17 protein-coding genes and 1 riboswitch are annotated in these 19356 nt (G+C 42.4%); of the genes, 8 read left to right on the forward strand and 9 right to left on the reverse strand.

From position 1 onward, the window contains the following. The first annotated feature begins 69 nt into the window (after positions 1 to 69). Both MHB71_RS08810 and MHB71_RS08815 read left to right on the forward strand, forming a co-directional pair. Complete coding sequence (locus tag MHB71_RS08810) at positions 70 to 864, forward strand: SDR family oxidoreductase (RefSeq protein ID WP_036615385.1); 795 nt, start codon at positions 70 to 72, stop codon at positions 862 to 864. 28 nt (positions 865 to 892) lie between these two features. Further along, positions 893 to 1234, forward strand: coding sequence for a nuclear transport factor 2 family protein (locus tag MHB71_RS08815; RefSeq protein WP_036615388.1), 342 nt, complete (start codon positions 893 to 895; stop codon positions 1232 to 1234). A gap of 118 nt (positions 1235 to 1352) precedes the next feature. On the opposite strand, the gene MHB71_RS08820 is transcribed toward MHB71_RS08815, so the two are convergent. The 5 genes from MHB71_RS08820 to MHB71_RS08840 form a co-directional block, all read right to left on the reverse strand. Continuing rightward, on the reverse strand, positions 1353 to 2447 hold the full coding sequence (locus tag MHB71_RS08820; protein WP_036615391.1) for a Ger(x)C family spore germination C-terminal domain-containing protein: 1095 nt from the start codon (positions 2445 to 2447) through the stop codon (positions 1353 to 1355). A 2-nt stretch (positions 2448 to 2449) separates the two neighbouring features. Further along, positions 2450 to 3565, reverse strand: a complete 1116-nt coding sequence (locus tag MHB71_RS08825) for a GerAB/ArcD/ProY family transporter (protein ID WP_036615394.1) — start codon at positions 3563 to 3565, stop codon at positions 2450 to 2452. Further along, complete coding sequence (locus MHB71_RS08830; RefSeq protein ID WP_036615397.1) at positions 3562 to 5022, reverse strand: spore germination protein; 1461 nt, start codon at positions 5020 to 5022, stop codon at positions 3562 to 3564. Before MHB71_RS08830 ends, MHB71_RS08825 begins: the two co-directional genes overlap by 4 nt. A gap of 344 nt (positions 5023 to 5366) precedes the next feature. Beyond that, positions 5367 to 6452 carry an L-dopachrome tautomerase-related protein gene (locus MHB71_RS08835; RefSeq protein WP_340029331.1) on the reverse strand — a complete coding sequence of 362 codons (1086 nt, stop codon included), beginning with the start codon at positions 6450 to 6452 and terminating at the stop codon, positions 5367 to 5369. Between the two features lie 253 nt (positions 6453 to 6705). After that, positions 6706 to 6990 (reverse strand): hypothetical protein, encoded by a 285-nt coding sequence (locus MHB71_RS08840; RefSeq protein WP_036615403.1) that lies wholly within the window; start codon positions 6988 to 6990, stop codon positions 6706 to 6708. A gap of 188 nt (positions 6991 to 7178) precedes the next feature. Here MHB71_RS08840 and MHB71_RS08845 point away from each other — a divergent pair, with 188 nt between their 5' ends. The 5 genes from MHB71_RS08845 to MHB71_RS08865 are packed head-to-tail and all read left to right on the forward strand — an operon-like array spanning position 7179 to position 9492. Beyond that, complete coding sequence (locus MHB71_RS08845) at positions 7179 to 7421, forward strand: hypothetical protein (RefSeq protein ID WP_036615405.1); 243 nt, start codon at positions 7179 to 7181, stop codon at positions 7419 to 7421. Between the two features lie 11 nt (positions 7422 to 7432). Continuing rightward, positions 7433 to 7819: a spore coat protein gene (locus MHB71_RS08850; RefSeq protein WP_036615408.1), complete on the forward strand. Its 387-nt coding sequence runs from the start codon at positions 7433 to 7435 to the stop codon at positions 7817 to 7819. Further along, positions 7816 to 8952, forward strand: a complete 1137-nt coding sequence (locus MHB71_RS08855; RefSeq protein WP_036615410.1) for a zinc-dependent alcohol dehydrogenase — start codon at positions 7816 to 7818, stop codon at positions 8950 to 8952. The genes MHB71_RS08850 and MHB71_RS08855 overlap by 4 nt, the downstream gene beginning before the upstream one ends. Before the next feature lie 31 nt (positions 8953 to 8983). Continuing rightward, entirely contained in the window at positions 8984 to 9184 is a 201-nt protein-coding gene (locus tag MHB71_RS08860) for a hypothetical protein (RefSeq protein WP_036615413.1), read from the forward strand. A gap of 11 nt (positions 9185 to 9195) precedes the next feature. Further along, positions 9196 to 9492, forward strand: coding sequence for a spore coat protein (locus MHB71_RS08865; protein ID WP_036615415.1), 297 nt, complete (start codon positions 9196 to 9198; stop codon positions 9490 to 9492). Between the two features lie 210 nt (positions 9493 to 9702). On the opposite strand, the gene tenA is transcribed toward MHB71_RS08865, so the two are convergent. Next, complete coding sequence (gene tenA / locus MHB71_RS08870; RefSeq protein WP_340029332.1) at positions 9703 to 10365, reverse strand: thiaminase II; 663 nt, start codon at positions 10363 to 10365, stop codon at positions 9703 to 9705. Positions 10366 to 10478: 113 nt separating this feature from the next. Next, positions 10479 to 10576, reverse strand: a riboswitch (TPP riboswitch). A gap of 207 nt (positions 10577 to 10783) precedes the next feature. Then, complete coding sequence (locus MHB71_RS08875; RefSeq protein ID WP_340029333.1) at positions 10784 to 13456, reverse strand: endo-1,4-beta-xylanase; 2673 nt, start codon at positions 13454 to 13456, stop codon at positions 10784 to 10786. 395 nt (positions 13457 to 13851) lie between these two features. Here MHB71_RS08875 and MHB71_RS08880 point away from each other — a divergent pair, with 395 nt between their 5' ends. Continuing rightward, positions 13852 to 15072 (forward strand): cytochrome P450, encoded by a 1221-nt coding sequence (locus tag MHB71_RS08880; protein ID WP_340029334.1) that lies wholly within the window; start codon positions 13852 to 13854, stop codon positions 15070 to 15072. 71 nt (positions 15073 to 15143) lie between these two features. On the opposite strand, the gene MHB71_RS08885 is transcribed toward MHB71_RS08880, so the two are convergent. Then, complete coding sequence (locus MHB71_RS08885) at positions 15144 to 16550, reverse strand: glycoside-pentoside-hexuronide (GPH):cation symporter (protein ID WP_340029335.1); 1407 nt, start codon at positions 16548 to 16550, stop codon at positions 15144 to 15146. Between the two features lie 225 nt (positions 16551 to 16775). Beyond that, entirely contained in the window at positions 16776 to 19217 is a 2442-nt protein-coding gene (locus tag MHB71_RS08890; protein WP_340029336.1) for a glycoside hydrolase family 2 TIM barrel-domain containing protein, read from the reverse strand. Between the last annotated feature and the right edge of the window lie 139 nt (positions 19218 to 19356).

The following is a 19356-nucleotide window of genomic DNA, read 5'->3' on the forward strand; positions in this document are numbered from 1 at the left end:
ACACATTAAGGTTTAGAGACAGAGCAATTTCAAATTAATCATTGAATACCATCACTAGGAGGAATAGTTATGCATAAAGAGTTTGAGTTCTCTGTATCAGAATTTAAAGGTAAAAGGGTGCTTGTAACCGGAGGAACAAAGGGAATGGGGCAAGCAGTTGTGAAAAGACTTGCAAACGGCGGAGCTACAGTTCTTACTACTGCCCGTTCCCTATCTGCTGACTTGCCAAATTCGGTCAAATTTGTGCAAGCAGATGTCGCCACACCTGAAGGTGTAGAGCAAATAATTACAGCAGTAAAAGAGCAACTTGGAGGTATCGATATTATCGTCCATTGCGTAGGTGGATCAACGACACCACCAGGAGGCGCACTTGCATTGAGTGATGAGGATTGGCTTCATACATTAAATTGGAATTTACTCGCAGCAGTTCGACTTGATCGTGGCTTAATTCCACTTATGTTAGAAAATAATTCAGGCGTTATTCTTCATTTCACTTCCATCCAGAGACGTTTGCCTTTATATGAAACTACACTGGCTTATGCGTCTGCCAAAGCCGCGCTGGCTAATTATAGCAAGGGATTATCAAATGAATTTTCCCCACAAGGAATTCGCATAAATACGTTGTCTCCTGGGTTTATTCAGACAGAAGCAGCTGACGCATTAATTGATCGGATCGCAACTGAAACCGGAAGTCGAGAAAGTGCCCTTGAACAACTTATGACTTCACTCGGAGGTATTCCAATTGGTCGGCCAGGATTTCCTGAAGAAGTCGCTGAGCTGGTCGCATTTCTGGTCTCAGACCGAGCAGCATCTATTACAGGTAGTGAATATGTCATAGATGGGGGAACTATCCCTACCGTCTAATAATTAATTAATAAAGGGAGAGAACAATATGGATCTCAATCATTTACCGTCTGTAATTGCCAAATACATTACTGCATCTAACAAGCCAGACCCAGTAGTATTTGTAGATTGTTTTTCAGAAAATGCCGTTGTGATGGATGAAGGAAAAAAGCGAAATGGCAAACAGGCGATTCGGAAATGGAGTGATCAAAACCATTTCGCGGCGAATGTAACGTTAGAGCCAACAAAAGCCAAAAAAATAGGTGATGAAATTGTGTTAACATGCAAGCTGGATGGTACCTACGATAAGACGGGTCTACCCGATCCGCTATTATTGGATTATCATTTTGTTATTGTTGACGATAAGATCATTAGACTTTCCATTTTCTAAAGATATCCAAATGGCTTGTCCGCCACGGGCTGCAGTAATAAGCTCTCTTTGTACATGATTTGAACAAAAAGATGCCCCCACAATGATGTATTTGATCATGTAGGGGGCATCTTTTAAATCACGACAGCCGTTCAACATTAATCAAAGGCTGTATTTTGATGTCGAAGTCAACATTAATTTTCATATTTTCCCAATATCTCAACCATTGCTCTTCCGTTATTGGTTTAGAAAAAGGCTTAAGTGAATGTGTTCCGACCTCTAAGGGATCCACTCTCAACCGTTGCATACTTTTTAATAATTCTGACGTTTGTTCCTCAAGGTATACCTCAATCTCATGAATTAAATGTTCCAATTGTTCCTCGCTTTGAATATTCTTTTCTCCCTGATATTCCTCAATTCTTCCTTTCAATCCCACATGTAAAGACAAGGATGAATAGTCACTTGATAGTTTCATGCGAATATTGGATCGAACACGTCCCAAACTGATAGATAACTTTGGAATGGCCAAGACTTTTAAGAAATGATCGTTATCCAGAAGTTGAAAAATTTCATCACTTACGTCTTGAGTAACCATTACTTCTTTATCATTTTGGAAAAAGGCCGTTCCTACGTAATTGAAATTGTTTTTATCCGCATGAAAAACCGGCAGGATCGGATCCTTAAGAGGGGAATATAACATCTTCATGAATTGATGAATATTGACAATGCTCATTTCACCTTGGTTATGTTCCTCGTAATGCTTTAACATCCGATAAAGAAAATAATCTTGGTTTTCTTGCTTCGTCAATTGATTTTTTATGTATTCATCAAAATCGCCTCTGACAATCAATAAATAGACATGCATTGAAATATCGGGATCAACCAATATCGTATTGATCAGCTTTTCAATGCCTTCTTTTGTTGCCAGTTCCTCATTGATTAATAACATTCGCAGCTGCCCCTGCTTTAATTCCCGATAATAAATTAAATTAAACTCCTTGCCCCCCTGTTTTAACAGATCAACTTCCTTGGAGAGAAAGCGTTTTTTTTCTTTGATGAGTGGTGGCACTAAAGTGCTGATTTTAAACTTCCCCTCCGTCCCCTTGTCAACCGACCAGAAAACTACCGGAGCGATCTCTTCGATGATATTGTTCTCGGCATATGGTGAAGAGCAACCGGCCATCCACATAAGGCTTACAATCGCCAATAAACCATAATGCTTGTATGGTATCATGCCTACACACTCTCCTTTCGTTTAACCATAGTGAAAAGGATCGTAGGAACAAGTAAATAAATGAATGCACCAAGCCAGATTTGAATGTTCAGCAACATCTTTTGACCCGGAACCGTTTGCCATAACCATTGATCCATTATGATAATACTTATCAAAATGACAAACCAACTCGACAATAATCCGAGCCGAGTTGTGCTTTTGTTCATTTTTTTCATAAAGACTCTTCCAGCTCCATATAAACACAACAAAAGAATTGAAATGTCAAATACATAATTAAACATATGGAAAGAGATAAGGATGTAATCGATTCGTTCTAAACCACTCATTTGAATGTAACTTCCCATATATACTACCGGAAAGTTGATCTTGCTTAAAAAGTTTGAACCGTAAAACAATACCGAAGCAATGAACAATAATGAATATTCCATAATCGTCAGCATGTTTCCAATGACAAGATATTTTGATATTTTTTTATTGGAGCTTAACCATGGAACCATAAAGGCCAAATATACTGGACCGGAAAATGCCGACCAAATAAACAACAAGCCCTGCCATGAATGTCCTGACCATTCGGTGGGGATTAGAGGATACAAATCGCGGTAATTTGCAATCGTTGGAAAGAAAAAGGGAATAAACATGATTAAGATCCACGCCCCGCAAAGAAAGGCGATAACGACAAAACGCAATGTTTTTTCCATGCCATGTGAAGCCACAAATAAACTGATCGAAAGGATAACTAGGATCAGCCACTTTTTATTCATTGATGGATATATAAAATTATGGAGCATTTCAACGTAACCCAGTGTGATGATTGAAATTTTTAACAGTATTATTACAAAACCAAGTATCGCGAAAACTTGAACCGCCCGTTTCCCAAAAAGCTGTACAAATCCTTGATAGCCTTTCGATGCATAACTGGAAGTAAACCATTTGGATAGCATCATCAAATTAAGTTGGGACAGTAGCCCCAAGGCGACAATTCCCCAAACCATATAGGAATGAACCAAATAAACCGGCATGATTAAAATAAAATAATGCATTTGCGTTCGATTAACTAATAAAAGGAAATGGATGCCGCCAAGGGTGGAAGTTTGATTGAATAGGGATAAAGTCTTCATTTCTTCATCTTCTCCTGTCGCCATTTCTGTAGTGGTTTTAGATTATGCGGACGCGTTTTCATCCAAATCAAAGGCCCGCGAATAAAGAGGTCAATCCAATCCTTCCCATAAAAAGGTGAAAGCGGCGCTAAATAAGGTTGACCTAATGACGTTAATGCATGGAGATGCGCAAGAATGCCGATTATCCCGACCACGATTCCTGGCAGCCCAAGAAACGATGCAAGGATAAGAAGAAGCAATTGCAACAGAACCATGGATTTTGTCATTTGATAATTGGGAACTAAAAAGAAAGCAATAGCGGATATACCCATCAAAACAATTAATACTTTACTTGCAAAGCCTGCCTCTACAGCCGCTTGTCCAATGACAATACCACCGATAACCCCTAGAGTTTGACTGGTTTTGGTCGGCATTCGCAAACTTGCTTCTTTGATGATTTCCAGCGTTACGATCATGAAAATTCCTTCCACAAACGGAGTAAAGGGCAATTTGCTTCTCGATTCCAATAATACGAAGAGAATCGGCAGCGGAACCATTTGGTAATGAAATGTCGTTAACGCAACATAAAAAGGAATCATCGTCAAAGAAATAATAAAACTTCCATACCTCATTAAACGTAAAAAACTGGCTACCGGCCAACGAAGGAAGTAGTCTTCTGGCGATTGGAATAGATGGAATAATGTAATGGGACAAATTAAAGCAAACGGTGAATTGGAGACTAATAAAGTCAGCTTACCCTCACCTAAGGCGAAGGCGCAGGCATCCGGCCGATCCGTTTGTAGAAACTGGGGAAAGACCGTATGGTTATGATCTTCAATAAAAGCTGCAAGCTGTGCGGAGTCTAAAAACTGATCGAAATCCACACTTTCAATTTTCTCTCTTGCAAGGGAAACAAATTCCGGATTAATTATTCCGTCTATGTACATTAACACAACTTTTGTTTTACTCAGTGATCCTATAGTGAAGCTTTCCGTTTTTAATGTCGTTATAGGCAAACGTCTGCGCAACATTGTAATGTTATTATCGATTTGTTCGCTGAAGCTATCTTTCGCTCCATATATAACCGTTTCCGTTTGGGAAGGTTCAATTGCCCGGCCAAGAGGATTTTCCAACTGTATGCCTAGCCATTGATCGTTGACTGAATCGTATAGAAGAATATATCCTTGCATTATTTTTTGCCCAGCATCTTCGATCGATATAACTTCTGAAACATCAGAATTGATTATGCATGAAGGAAGCGAATTTCCGCCTGATTGATGAAGTGGCTGAATAATCGCCTCGTTTAAACGCTCTTGATCTATTAATGTTTTTATAAATAAAAGATGGACTGAAGCACTCGTACCTATTTTGTGCTCAATGATTTCGGCATCTTCCATATGGTTTAATATCTGTTTTAAATCATCAAGCCATGTAGACTTTTGATGATTTTTCATTTGAGGCTCGTGTTTTTCAACCATGGTCGTCTCCTTTATCAAAGTAATAAAATGGTGATAAGGTTAATATCTTGTCCTGTAATCGAAAAATCATACGACCGGCAATTTGTAGTTTAACAGCAATATCGGGAACAACATGCTACCAGATTAATCTTAATCGAATGAGTGTATTATGGTACCCTACCCTTTGTATCTGTCTCCGGCTTTCCTCTTGGGCGACAAAAAACAAAAAGACAGGCATCAACTGATACCTGTCCCTATCTTAAGTTCATTAGAATTACTATATTGCCCTTAGATAAAGGGCCTACGGTCCCGCAAAATGAACTGAATAATCTGCTATTAAAATCTGCTTTGAAAAGTGGGATGTATCAAAAGGTAGGAGCAGGTAATTCATCAATGTTCATGCGTAGTAGACTATAGGGTTTTTGTCGCAGGTCTTTTCCGTAATGAAATCTGGCCTGCCTATGTAATTGGTTCACAATTACATATAAGTATTGATCCGGACCAATAGAAAAAGTATCCGGCCATAAAATTCGGGGATCATGGGCGATGGTTTCCATGATTCCATTTGGCAATATCTTTCGAATACTATCGTTTTCGTAATCTCCAGCATAAACGTTTCCTTTAGCGTCTGTGATCATCCCATCAGATGCACCCTTCTCTCCCCAATACTGCACAAGATCACTTAACTTAAAATCCGGTATCGTTCTGTCTCTTAACGATTCTGTTGAGATAGAGAATAACTGGCGACTGGTTAATGGACAATAGAATAAGATTTTTCCATCAGGGGAAATCGCTATACCATCAGAGGCCAATCGAAACGGAGATGTCGAACCATCCGCGTTTCGATTCATCAAAATTTTACCTTCCACTTTCGGCACAAAATACGGATCGGGTGAGGTCGAGCTTGCTCCATGCAACCGTCTATACGCATTTCCGTTTTCTAAATTTACGACGATAATAGCGCCTGGACCATTGGAAGAAGAATCCGTTATATATGCGTAACCTGCTTTTCCTACACGAAAGTCAAATCGGACATCATTTAGATACGTTGTCGGCAAGACTACATCATCTGCAAATGTATATACTTTTCTAATTGTATTTGTTTCTAAATCTACCGCGACTAATTTTGCCCCTCCTTTAATAGGCTCTGAAAAATTTGGTGCAGCCGTGTCCAGTACCCACAGGGTTCCCCTTCCATCTGCAACAACACTCTGGACACTAATGAAGGACATAACGATATTCAATGGGTTGATCAAATTCGTTTCTTCATTAGGATAAGGTTGCATCTGACCATCAACAATTTCCGCTACCGTAAATCTAACGTCATCTCCCCATTTTGGAAAGCAAATAAAGGTACGCCCGGTTTCGGATACACTAACGCCTGTAGGCATAGCCCCGTAAAAGGAATGAACGAGTTCTAACTTACCAAAATATTCTTCCATAGGTAACATAGGCTGTATGATGTCCTCCTCAACATAGTTGAATAGATATTACCTATAATTATGTTCAAGACTTTTTCTAATGCCTGGCCCTTAATCATTCTTTTTTAACCTCGATTTTGAAATTGTCCGATACATTTAAAAATACAAAAAAACTTCGGCGTAAGCCGAAGCATGTTGACGTTAACTATATGTGCTCTAGGAAAAATGCTTCTTCCGATCGTCAACGCAAAACTTTGCCAAGCTTATCAGTACCAAAACCGTTTTATTGTTGGTCCGGTAAACCTAATGCATTGGCTGAAGTTATCGCTTGATCTAAAAATTCCTCTGCTCGGGTCAATTGCTGCCTGGCAATCTCCAACGCTTGTGAATTTGTTGCCGCATTAGATTCACTTAACGAGCTTATTGCCTGATTTAAAGCCGTCTGCACCTTAGAAACCGCGTTAGATGCATGCTGCTCCAGCGTATTACTACCACTCGAGTTAAGTGCATCTTCTGCTGGTTTTCTTGCGTTTTCGGTTGCTAGATCAATTTTGTTTTTATTGGGCACCGTGACTCCTCCTTCCATGAGTAAGATCATTCATTTAAACAGAAATAAGTATGGGATTGAGATTTTGTATATATCCCTGCGACTGTATGGGAATATTCGGATCTTACCTCTCCGGTGATCCATATTAGTATAAGATCCGATGCATTGGAAAATCTAATCTTGATGAAAAAGGAGGGGATCATTTCTGAATGGCTAATCCAACGCTAGCGCCGCACGAATCGATGGAACTGCATGAAGCGTTAAACTTCAAAACGCTCTGCATCGCTAAGTCGAAACTTATGCAAGGCCTGGTCTTTGACCAAGAGCTAAAAGCATTAATGCAGAAAGACGTAATTCAATCCATACAACAGATTGCTGAGCTGCAAGCAATCTACGCAAGAGCTCCTTTTCAAGCACCCGTTCCGAATAATCCGACACCTATAACACATTAAGGGGAACTCAGATGAATACCGATTATTTAGATCCGATTAATTCATTGAATATGCCGGAAATGGCAGATATGACTTTTGCCATGGATTTCCTTCTTCGTGCCAAGGAGGGTGTACGTAATTTGTCCATCGCCCTGACGGAAACGGCTTCACCGGATGTAAGAGCCCTGTTGCATACTCATCTGAAGCAGGGAATTTCAATGCACCAAGAAATTTCGGAGCTCATGATTCGCAAAAAATGGTTTCATCCTTATGAGCTGAACGAACAGTACCAACTCGATCAGCTTTCGGCGAAAAATACGGTGATGATCGGGCAGATGAATCTGTTCCCGGGTGATACGTCACGTAAAGGGATGTTTGATCGGACCCCAGATGAACATATTGGAGGACATAAAGCATGAAGGCGGTAACGTATCAAGGGGTTAAAAATGTCGTGGTCAAAGAGGTGCCGGATGCGAAGATTGTGAAACCGGACGATATGATCGTAAAGATCACCAGTACCGCGATTTGCGGTTCTGACCTTCATCTTATTCACGGGATGATCCCTAACCTTCAGGAAAACTATGTCATCGGACATGAGCCGATGGGGATCGTAGAAGAAGTGGGCCCTGGCGTGACCAAGGTAAAAAAAGGCGACCGCGTAATCATCCCGTTTAACATCGCATGCGGAGAATGCTTTTTTTGCAAAAATCAGCTGGAAAGCCAATGTGACAATTCCAACGAACACGGGGATATGGGCGCATATTTCGGCTACTCCGGAACGACCGGCGGATATCCCGGCGGGCAAGCGGAGTATTTACGGGTCCCATTTGCTAATTTTACCCACTTTAAGATCCCTGAAAACTGCGAACAACCGGACGAAAAGCTAAGCTTGATCGCCGATGCCATGACGACGGCATTCTGGAGCGTAGATAACGCCGGCGTTAAAAATGGAGATACGGTCATTGTGCTCGGCTGCGGCCCGGTCGGACTCCTAGCCCAGAAGTTCTGCTGGCTGAAAGGAGCTAAGCGGGTCATAGCCGTCGACTATGTCGATTACCGCTTAAAGCATGCGAAGCGAACAAACAATGTGGAAATAGTAAACTTCGAACAGGATAAGAATATTGGGAACACTCTCAAGGAAATGACCAAAGGCGGCGCCGATGTTGTCATTGATGCGGTAGGAATGGACGGCAAGATGAGCGATCTTGAATTTCTAGCCAGCGGTATGAAACTGCAAGGCGGCACCATGAGCGCATTTATCATTGCATCTCAGGCTGTTCGCAAAGGTGGCACCATTCAAGTCACTGGGGTATACGGCGGACGTTATAACGGATTCCCGCTCGGTGATATCATGCAGCGAAACGTGAATATCCGTTCCGGACAAGCTCCGGTCATTCACTACATGCCATACATGTACGAGTTGGTTACGTCTGGCAAAGTGGACCCTGGCGACATTGTTACGCACGTCATTCCGCTCAGCGAGGCCAAACGGGGCTATGAAGTGTTCGATACAAAAACGGACGATTGCATTAAAGTCATCTTAAAGCCTTAAATATGAATAGATACATGGGAGGACAATCTGAATGGATTCCACATACGCTTTGCATGAGATTCTCGAGGTACATGAAATAGCTGCGTTCAAGACGGTTTGTATGACTAAATCCAAGACCATGCAAGCTCTGGTAACCGACCCGGAGCTCAAGCAAATTTTGCAACAAGATGCGATCTTATCACAACAGCAGCTTCAGGAGCTCGGTGGAGTGCTGTCTAAAGCGACTGTATAGGAGATAAAAAAATGAACCCAATATTAGAACACATGACTGGTCTTAATACGCTGACCGATGACGTGATCGCAATGGATTTTTTGATGAACGCCAAGAGCGGTGTCAGAAACTACGCCATGGCTGTGACCGAATGTGCCACCCCCGAAATCAAACAAATTTTGATGAAACAGCTCGATGAAGCCATAGATTCTCATGAAAAGATATCAAATTACATGGTGCAGCATGGTTTATACCACCCTTACCATATTGCAGAGCAAATTCAGCTCGATCTGAAAAACATTCAGACTGCTATGAACATTCCGTCCTGACACCCTTTTTGATTTTAGCCAGAGACTTCAGAGAACAAAATGTCCCTGTGTCAAGAATTTCAACAATGAAAAAAGGCGGATACTATCCGCCCTTTTTTTGGCATCGTCACGAAACACGCTTATTGCAAGCGTTCCTTTACGTATTCTACTTATTTCTATCCTGAGACTGTTTATGGCCGCTGCTCTCTACTTTAATTGACTACAGTGAACTTAAGGCTCCAGCTTCCATGACATTTCCCAAAAATCAAGCTCAAAGCGACTGCACATCACGAAAATATCCTCCATCCGTTGGTACGTTCCCTCGCTACAGCCTTCTAATAGCTTATCAGTTAACGTCACTAGGGATTGATTGTTGCTGTTGTATTCAGAGGAAGCATATCCTGTGATCCACTCTCCGTAAAAAGGATGCTCAGCTGCACCTGGCTTTTGGGCAAGGACTTGACCAATCTCTGCATAGCTCCATGAGCAGGCCAGAATGGATACAAGTACTTCTGCTATGCCACCCGCATGGGAAACAGAGAGCATATAGTTAGTATAGGCTGCATTTTTCAGTGCAGGTTTTACCTGAAAAACATGATCCTCTGTAATTCCTAATCGCTCCATATAAGAACGATGAATTTTCATTTCACCATTCAGGATGTTATCTACGTTTTTACTAAAAAACTGCATCAATTTGGGGTCGTGCGACTTGACGATACCTAGTGCAAATACACGGGCATAATCGAACAGATACAAGTAGTCTTGCAGCAAATAATAACGAAATTGTTCAACCTGTAAAGAACCATCTCCGATCCCTTTAACAAAAGGATGCTCAAGACATTCCTTCCACACAGGCTGTGCTACCTGATATAGTCTCTCTGAAATAGTCAACATGTGTTCCTCCAATTCATAATGTACGTATTTAAAAACAAAAAAACGAAACATCCATAGGATGTTTCGCAGACAAATACACTAAAACAAGGGGGTTCGCATGAGCTACCCAAGTAAAGCGTTTCATCGTTGCATCCCTACGTTGGCATTATCCAAATCAGGTAAGGTCGGTTTAACACCCTCTCAGCCGGTTAAGGCTCCCTCGCAAACGGTTAGTATGTAGTTGATTACTTTCTTATCCGCATAAAAGAAAAAATAACATCCATTTAGTATATCAAGGGCTGTTAAATATAGTCAAGGCAGATTGTATCGCCCCTCATCACCTTTGGTGACGTATGTAAACGATGGAAACCATCACAACAATGGTTGAGTTTCAGCCACTGTTATGATGGTTTCTATTCTTGCAACTACTGCCGATGGTTTAATGCCCGAGTTTGTTCTTTCCGACAAAAGTGAGTATTCCGTACTGGGAAGTATTTCTCCAGCTCTCATTGGTCGTATCATTCCATTTAGCTACGCTCTGCTTACCTCCGCCCTGGTTGTCGTTAATTTGAAGCTCGAAACCGAGAACATTTCCTGCTTTGGGCGTCAATGATTGTAAATGAATTCTGGCTTCTACGAGATATCCTTTATTTGTTTTCTTCACAGCACTTACAAGGCGTCCAGGTGAGGCACCCCCTGCAAAGGTTCCTACATTGTCTGCACTGATTCTGAACTGGGCATCATCATATTGAAAATACGGTGTGCGCTGGTGATTCTCGTCCAGGAAAATCTCAACCGAATCCTGATCCCATGGGTTGATGCTGTCTGTAATGATGTTTGGATCAGTGACGTCGATCAGCAGGTATAGATACTCACCTGACCACATAGCGCGAGCCACTGCCTCTGCACCTTCGCTCTGGTTCAACCGTTTTACTTCAAATGGTGCAGCCTTATTCCATGATGTGTCTTTCTTTCCATCAATCTGAACAATCCCTTGCACAGCTTGTGCAGATTTGGGCATAGGGGCAAGCTGAATCACGCCGTATTTGCTTGTATCCTGTTCCTGAAATTGTGTTCGATCATTCCAGTACAGTGGATTATAAGGTTGTGTCCCACTTGAACCGCCATCAGTCACACGGATATCCAATCCGGCTTCATATTCTGATCCGACTTGGATACCACCCCACGGAATGGACAATTCAACCTGATATCCGGCTTTGGTCTCGCGTACACGATATGAACGCTTCTCCACGCCCTCAGCTTTGCCCGACCGCTTAATGATTACGTGTCGGTCATCTGCTTCATATGAAGTGGTCTTGCCATTATTGAGATCAACAAAGATATCTACTTTGTCGTTCACATCTGCCTTTGCATCCTGAACGTCCACAAGGATATACAGGTTACTATGATCCCATAAGGTGCGGAAACTGGCTGATCCCGAAGAGTCATCCTTCAGTGTAGTAGACACCGCTTTGTTCCAGAGCGGATCTTGTGACTGTTTTTTGATATCCGGTTTACCCGAAAGTGAGACGGCTCTCTGTGTCAACACAGGCAAGCTGGATTCATCCACGAGTCCCCAGTATGCTTTTTTGGCCTTCAGGGCTGAATCAAACAGCATAGCCTGGTTGTTGTAAGACTTCTCATCTTGGAGTCCCCATAAGGTAACTGAAGAAATGTGGTCTTTGTGTTTTTTGTACAAATCCAACAGTTCCTTATATCGATACGCCTGCTTTACCGCGACTTCATCGGACAACTCTTCACCAAATGGAATTCCGCTATCAACATCCAGTTCCGTGATCTGAATATCCAATCCAAGTTCGGCGAACATGCTGATCGTTTTTTCAATTTCCTTGATGGGCGGGGATTCCAGGTTATAGTGGGATTGCAAACCCACACCATCGATGAGCCCTTTCTCTTTCAGTCGTTTGACCAACTGATACATATGCTCTCTTTTCTCAGGGATTTCCGTGAAGTATTCGTTGTAATATAATTTGGCATTCGGATCGGCTGCACGAGCGAATTCATAGGTTTTCTCAATATAATCCGGACCGATTAGTTCATAAAAGGGACTTTTACGTAAACCGTTGGCATCACCATTGCTATCCGCAATCGCCTCGTTTACCACATCCCAGGCATAGATCTTACCTTTGTATCGGGTCATGACGGTTTCAACGTAATCCTGAATCCGGGCAAGTAGTAATTCTCGACTCGCAGGGTTACCCTGAGGATCCTTGAACATCCACTCTGCTGCATCAATATGCCACAACAATGCATGTGCGCGTACGCCCATACCATGCTCCTCGGCGAACTGAACATATTGATCGGCTGCCTCGAACTCATAAACACCTTCGGAAGGAGACATGTACTTCGGTTTCATCTCATAGGTTGCGGTCAAGCTGTTAAAGTGCTTTGTGAGCAGTTGTCCATATGCGCCTTCCAACTGCCAGCGATACACCGCTGCACCAATGGGGAAATCATCTTGATACAGGTCTTTCAGAGACAGAATCCCTTCTTCAATCTCCAGTTGCTCGGCCAGAGTAAATGATACATCATCCACATAGAACGATAACGTATCTACGCTATCTTCAGAGATGTAGGGTGTTTCGATGAACAAATTCAATTCAGTGGGATCATCGCTATACTGAAATTTTCCGGTGATTTTGTGCCATGTATTCCATTCTGCTTTGGCAATTTTCACGCTACCGATTGGGTTCCAGCTTTCGGCAGTTGTTTTTTTATATGTGGTGAGCTGTAATGTTTGATCCGTGGTGGGCTCCTGAGTAAGTCTTACATATGCCGCAATTTCGTACTCTTGGTTACGCTTAAGCAGATCCTTCATGGATAACATTGGTCCATGATAGGAACGCTCACGGTTGGCGACCAGCATACTGGACTGACCTTCGTGTGCTTCCTGCTGTGTCACTGTCAGCCTTTCGTTACCTGTACGTGGAGTCCACCCCTGAAGTGTACCGTCTTCAAAGTTTGTACTCAAATGACCTCCCTCCACTTCCGTAACTGCCTTGGCTGCATGTGAGACATTCGAAAATGGAAGCATGGCGAGTATCAGCACAAGAACCAAGGCTGCAATATTCCATTGACGTAACCGTTTCATACAATTCCTCCTCTTGATTGGGTCTAATTATTTCTGAACGGATTAACATCCAGATAAATAGATTATAGCTCTTTGGATAACGCTTACATATAATAAATTTACAATAATTACAATAAAATGTTATCACTTGGTAATACGCGATACCCGTCTCGGTCGTTCATATCACACAATAAATTAGTTAGGAAACACTTTATTCGCCATTTTTCTGCATTTTGATATGAAAATGTTTCTCCATCTGTGACTCGAAAATATCTCTAAATAATTGATATTTAGTAAAAGATTTCATCTAATTGCTAAATAAGTGTAATATATGGTACCTTTAAATCAAATAATGATAGATTGGCTATCATTATTTGGAGATTTCCACAAACTACATTAAAGGATGGCGAGGAGACATGCAGGCTGATAACAGATCGATCGTTATTCATCAGGTATCTAATTTAGAGACACCTGAAGAACTTTGGGATCCATATGCTTACTATGAGTACATGCTGGAGAATCATCCCATCTATTTTGACGAGGAGCAACAGGTATGGAATCTGTATCGTTATGATGATGTCAATTCCGTTCTAACAGACTGGAAACGGTTCTCCAGTGTACGTAAACGGAGTGTCTCCCCGGTTCCGCCGGTAGTTACCAGAGTGAACATCAATTCTGTTGATCCCCCTGTTCAACGTGATATTAGAAAGTTAGTCTCTAGTGCCTTTACCCCACGTCAGTTGAAAAACTGGGAGCCTCAAATCGCGGCTATCGTTGATGAGTTAATGCTTGAGATGAAGGAGAAAGATGATGTCGACATCGTTCGAGATCTAGGAGTCCCACTTCCTGTTACTGTCATTGCCGATCTGCTTGGGGTGGAGAGGCAACACCGTGCACAGATCAAAGCCTGGTCTGACATGTTATTTTTCCCCAATGCCACAGGTAATGAGCAGGAGCAGATGAATGCGAAGTATGCGGCTATGCAGGAATTTAACGAATTTTTGCTCCCCATTGTTCAGCAGAAGAGAAAGTATCCTGCCGAGGACATTATTTCCGATCTCACACTTGCTGAGCTGGATGGGGATCAACTGACCGATGAAGAGGTTGTTACCTTTAGCCTGGGCCTGCTTGCTGCTGGGAACGAAACTACGACCAACATGATAAACAGCCTGTTCTACAGTTTTATGTATGATCAACCCGGAATCTATCAGGATATTGCCGCAGATCCAGAACTGATAGAGAACACCGTTGAAGAATCGTTAAGGTATCGTTTTCCAACGACACTTGATCGTGTGGTAGTAGAGGATACAGATATCCTGGGCGTGCCTATGAAAAAAGGAGACGTTATATTAACCTGGCTGGGTGCAGCCAACAATGACCCTAGACATTTTCCCGAACCTTCCCGCTTTGATATCTACCGTCCCAACAGCAATCGTCATCTCGCCTTCGGCAAAGGACCTCACTTTTGTCTGGGCGCTCCATTGGCCAGGCTGGAGGGCCAACTGGTGCTGAGAGGTTTCACGAGTCACTTTTCCGATATTACTGCAAAAATCAAATTTAAAGCGGCAAGCCAGCTCTACCCGGGTACACAGACTCTTCAAAACCTGCCAGCCATCGTAACACCCAAGCTTTTTTGAACTAATTTTATCAAATTAAAAGTGCCCTTACACACAAGCGATTGGCTGTGTGTAAGGACACTTTTATCTTATTATGCCCTTCTTCTATCTTCGAGCTCTCTAATAATCGTTGGATATTCCTTGTCGAGCTTGTTTTTGTAAAGGAATACTGTAAGAAGAATGAACACAACAATGGGGACGTATATATTCAACGCAATGATGGCCTGCTTTGCTCCTTCTCCTTGGGTTGTAGCTTGTTCGACATATCCTCCTAGCGCGAGGAACCATCCAATCATAGCCGTGCCAATGGCTGTGCCTACTTTTGAACCGAAACCGATTACACTATTCGTTAAACCAACGAGTCTTTTGTTAAATTTCCATTCACCGTATTCAATCGTGTCTGTGACCATTGCTCCACCTACTGCCATGAGCGGAATTGTACCAAGCGTTTGGAAGATAGAACAGACCAGACCCAATGTAATGCTCTCAGGAGCGACTAACCGAACGGCTGCTCCGAGGAGTCCGATTACAATACCACCGAGGGCCGTGGCACGCTTGCCGTAACGTTTGATGAATGGTCCGGATAAGGCAAATCCGATAATAACGGGAATCAAACCAATAGCGCCCATGATGCCAATCAGGCTGACATTGCCCCAAATGTACTTGGCATAATAACTTCCTGCTGCTACACCCAGAGCAAACAAAATGTTGGCGAGAGCCATTACGAAGAACATGTACACCCAGTATTTATTGGCAAAAAGCAATTTCAGTCCTTCACGAATCGGCGTTTTATCCTGAAACATGCCGAGTTCGTCCAGTTGAACATTATTGTACTTTTCTTTATTGGACAGGAACGAAATGAAAATCCCGATGGCTGCAACACCAGCAAAAATTGCTGCTAGCAACGTCCAGTCACTTCTGCTATTCCCCATGGCTGTAACGACTGGAACAAATGCAACGGCAACTACCATACCTGCCAGATACCCGCTGCTTGAACGGATAATACCCATTAAGGAACGCTCGTAACTGTTACGGGTCGTTAACGCCATCAAGCTGGTATATGGAATCGAGGTTGGAGTAAACACCAAAATGTAGAACACCAGATTCGTAATAATCGCATATATAATTTTGCCTGTGGAACTTATATCCGGCACGGAAAACATTAAGAATAATGAGATGAACATTGGAATGGTCATCCATAACAACCAGGGACGGGCTTGCCCATACTTGGTTTTGGTCCGATCCACCAGTACACCCATCCCGATGTCTGCAAACGCATCCAAAACTTTGGTCAGCAGCATTACTGTACCGACTACCGCGGCAGATACACCAACGACATCCGTGTAATAATACGTGATCAAACCCAACAATCCACTTGAAATGTTTAACCCGAACTGTCCCATTGAATCGCCAATTAATTTTTTCGTTGGTATTTCCCGGGGTGGCTGAGTCGGCGTATTATCTACTTTAATATGCTGCTCATTCACTGCAACTCCCATAACACTCGCCTCCGTTACTCTTCATGTTGAATTTCTCTTCCTCTTCTATACTTTCATTTTATGTCCTGGCACATATAACAGATATAGCGCATTGTTAAGATCAAATAACGCAATCCAAACAGAAGGTATTCCTGCTGTTTGAAGGACAAAAAAACTGCACCTTCAATTGCTAGATGGTGCTAACAATTGGGTGCAGTTCAGTTGTTCTTGGGATATCGTTACCCGTTATACTGCGTTGATTCTAACAGATTGGGGAATACACCCTTCAGCAGCTACTGTCAAAATGATAGTGCCTGCGCCAGTTGGACGGACGACAGCCAATGCTTTGCCGTCGAATGTTGTATACTCCTCATTAAAAAAGTTTTCCTCGGTTACTGGATTGGCACTACCAAAACCCTGAATGTGACCAGGACCTTCAATCATAAGTTTAACCTTTCGGTCAGCCGTGTTGTATAGATTCCCCTGATCGTCTTCCAGGCTGATCATAACGAAGGCTAAATCACTATCTGAAGCATTAATTTCCGTTCGATCAGCTGCTGCTTTGAGAATGACATCGCCTTTTGCGGAATGAATTGACATCCTGCCAACTTCTTGGCCCCCGACGTAAGCCACCGCTATAATTTCTCCTGACTCGTAGACCGTGTCAAACTCTGCTATAAAGTCTTGTTTTTCACTCATATCAGTTTTTCCGATAGTACGACCGTTTATCAGTAACTCGACTTCTTCTGCATCAGAATACACTTCCACTTTGATTGGCTTATTCTCGTAGCCGGTCCAAGACCAGCTAGAGACCGAGTCGCTCCAACTCCAATCCGACAGAGTTACTTCTTTAGAATAATGTTCAGGCCGCTGAACAGCGATATACGGAGCCTTACGAAGACCGAATACGATCTCACGATAATATGACACAGGTCTTCGGTTACCAATAATATCAATATCTCCACACCAGCCGGAAATCCACGGGTAAGTACTCTGAATTAGGTGAGTCGGGCCTTCTATATCATAGTGAACTCTCCCTATTCCTGCTTCTCCTAGGTAATCCCAACCTGTCCAGGTAAAATCACCAATGATCTGGCCATGCTCTTTTACAAAATTCCAGTTTACATTGATTTTATTAGGAAAGGTCTCACTTCCTACGATAATCCGGTTAGGAAACCGTTCTATATCCTTAAGATATCGTGACTCTGCATAGTTGTAGCCCGCAATATCTACATAAGCAAATGATTCGGCTGTTCGCTCAGTGCAAATTTCTCCATCGATAATTGCCGCAAGGGCATCACCCAAATTGTTCATAGTTGTATTAATACCAGCGGCTTCACTATTATCGGATGCATGACGGGTCTCGCTCTCAACCCCCATCATGTTGGGCAAATCCTTTATTACAGTCAGTAAGAAACTAACCGAGTTCGTGGTGAAGCGGGTAGGATCAAGGGTGTGGATTTTCTCCGAAATCTTGCGTCCCCATATTGAACCAATTGAACTGCCCGCTTCTGGAATCTCATTGCCGATGGAATACATAATTACGCTTGGATGGTTAAAATCCTTATCCACCATAGCCTGGACATCCTTTTCCCACCAAACTGGAAAGCTCATTGCATAATCATAATCGGTTTTGACAGAACTCCACATATCAAAACTCTCATCCATAACAAGCATTCCGATACGGTCACAAGCGTCTAACAGCGCTTTGCTAATCGGATGATGCGCGCTACGGAGTGCATTGAATCCTGACTCTTTCAGAATCTCAACTCGTCGTTCCTCGGCGCGATCAATTGTAGCAGCACCGATTACGCCATTATCATGATGAATACAAGCACCACGCAGTTTGACTACTTTTCCATTTATACATAATCCTTGATCTGTATCTAAAGTTAGCGTACGAATACCAAAAGTCGTTAGCTCCTGATCCACTTCATCGTCACTCGTAACAGTTGTTCTGCAAGTATATAGATTGGGCTCGTCTACATTCCAAAGTTTTGGAGCCTTAACAAGCATTGACTGACGAATTGTTGACAGTTCTCCTGCAAAAGTTGTGACCGGAACAAGGTCAGAGGCAACGACCGTACCATCTGCACCAATAATCTCAGTCAACAATTGTACAGTCAAAGTGCTCAGACCTTCATTCTCAATGACTGTCTTTACTTTTACGACTGCTCGATCTGCAGAAACCTCAGGTGTTGTAATCTTTACACCATCTAAGGCAACATGGGCTAAATTTCCAATGATCATCTTTGTGTTCCGGTAAATCCCAGCTCCGGAATACCAACGGGAATCTTTGTAATTATTAGCAATAACACTGATCTCATTTTTTTGACCATATTTTAGGAAACGGTCAGCCTTTATATAGAAGTTGCTATATCCATAGGGATGCTGGCCCGCGAAGTCTCCGTTGATATAGACCATCGCTTGGTTGTATACGCCTTCGAATTCGAAGGTAACCCGCTTGTTTCGGTACTCTTCGGGAACAAAAAATGACTTTTTATACTCATACTCACCTTCCGGATAACAAGCAATAGTACCTCTACCGTCCTTAAGTCTTTCATTTGCCCACATCGCGTCATATGATAAAGTAACCAGTTTATGAGGTTTTTTATCTGTTACCCACTCACCAAATAAACCCGGTTTTGAGCCAACTAACCAATCTGCATTAAAAGATGTTTTAATCATATCTAAATCATCTCCTTCTTTATGTAGTAGAGTTTGAAGTCTTCTTATTGCCTTAATCAAGATTTTGCTATGTTGGGAAAGGTCTATGTAAAGGTTCCACTCGAGTAATCTGTATTCAAAAGTTTCTACTCGATGAGCC

The sequence above is a fragment of the Paenibacillus sp. FSL H7-0940 genome, from assembly GCF_037979415.1.
Lineage (GTDB): Bacteria > Bacillota > Bacilli > Paenibacillales > Paenibacillaceae > Paenibacillus > Paenibacillus amylolyticus.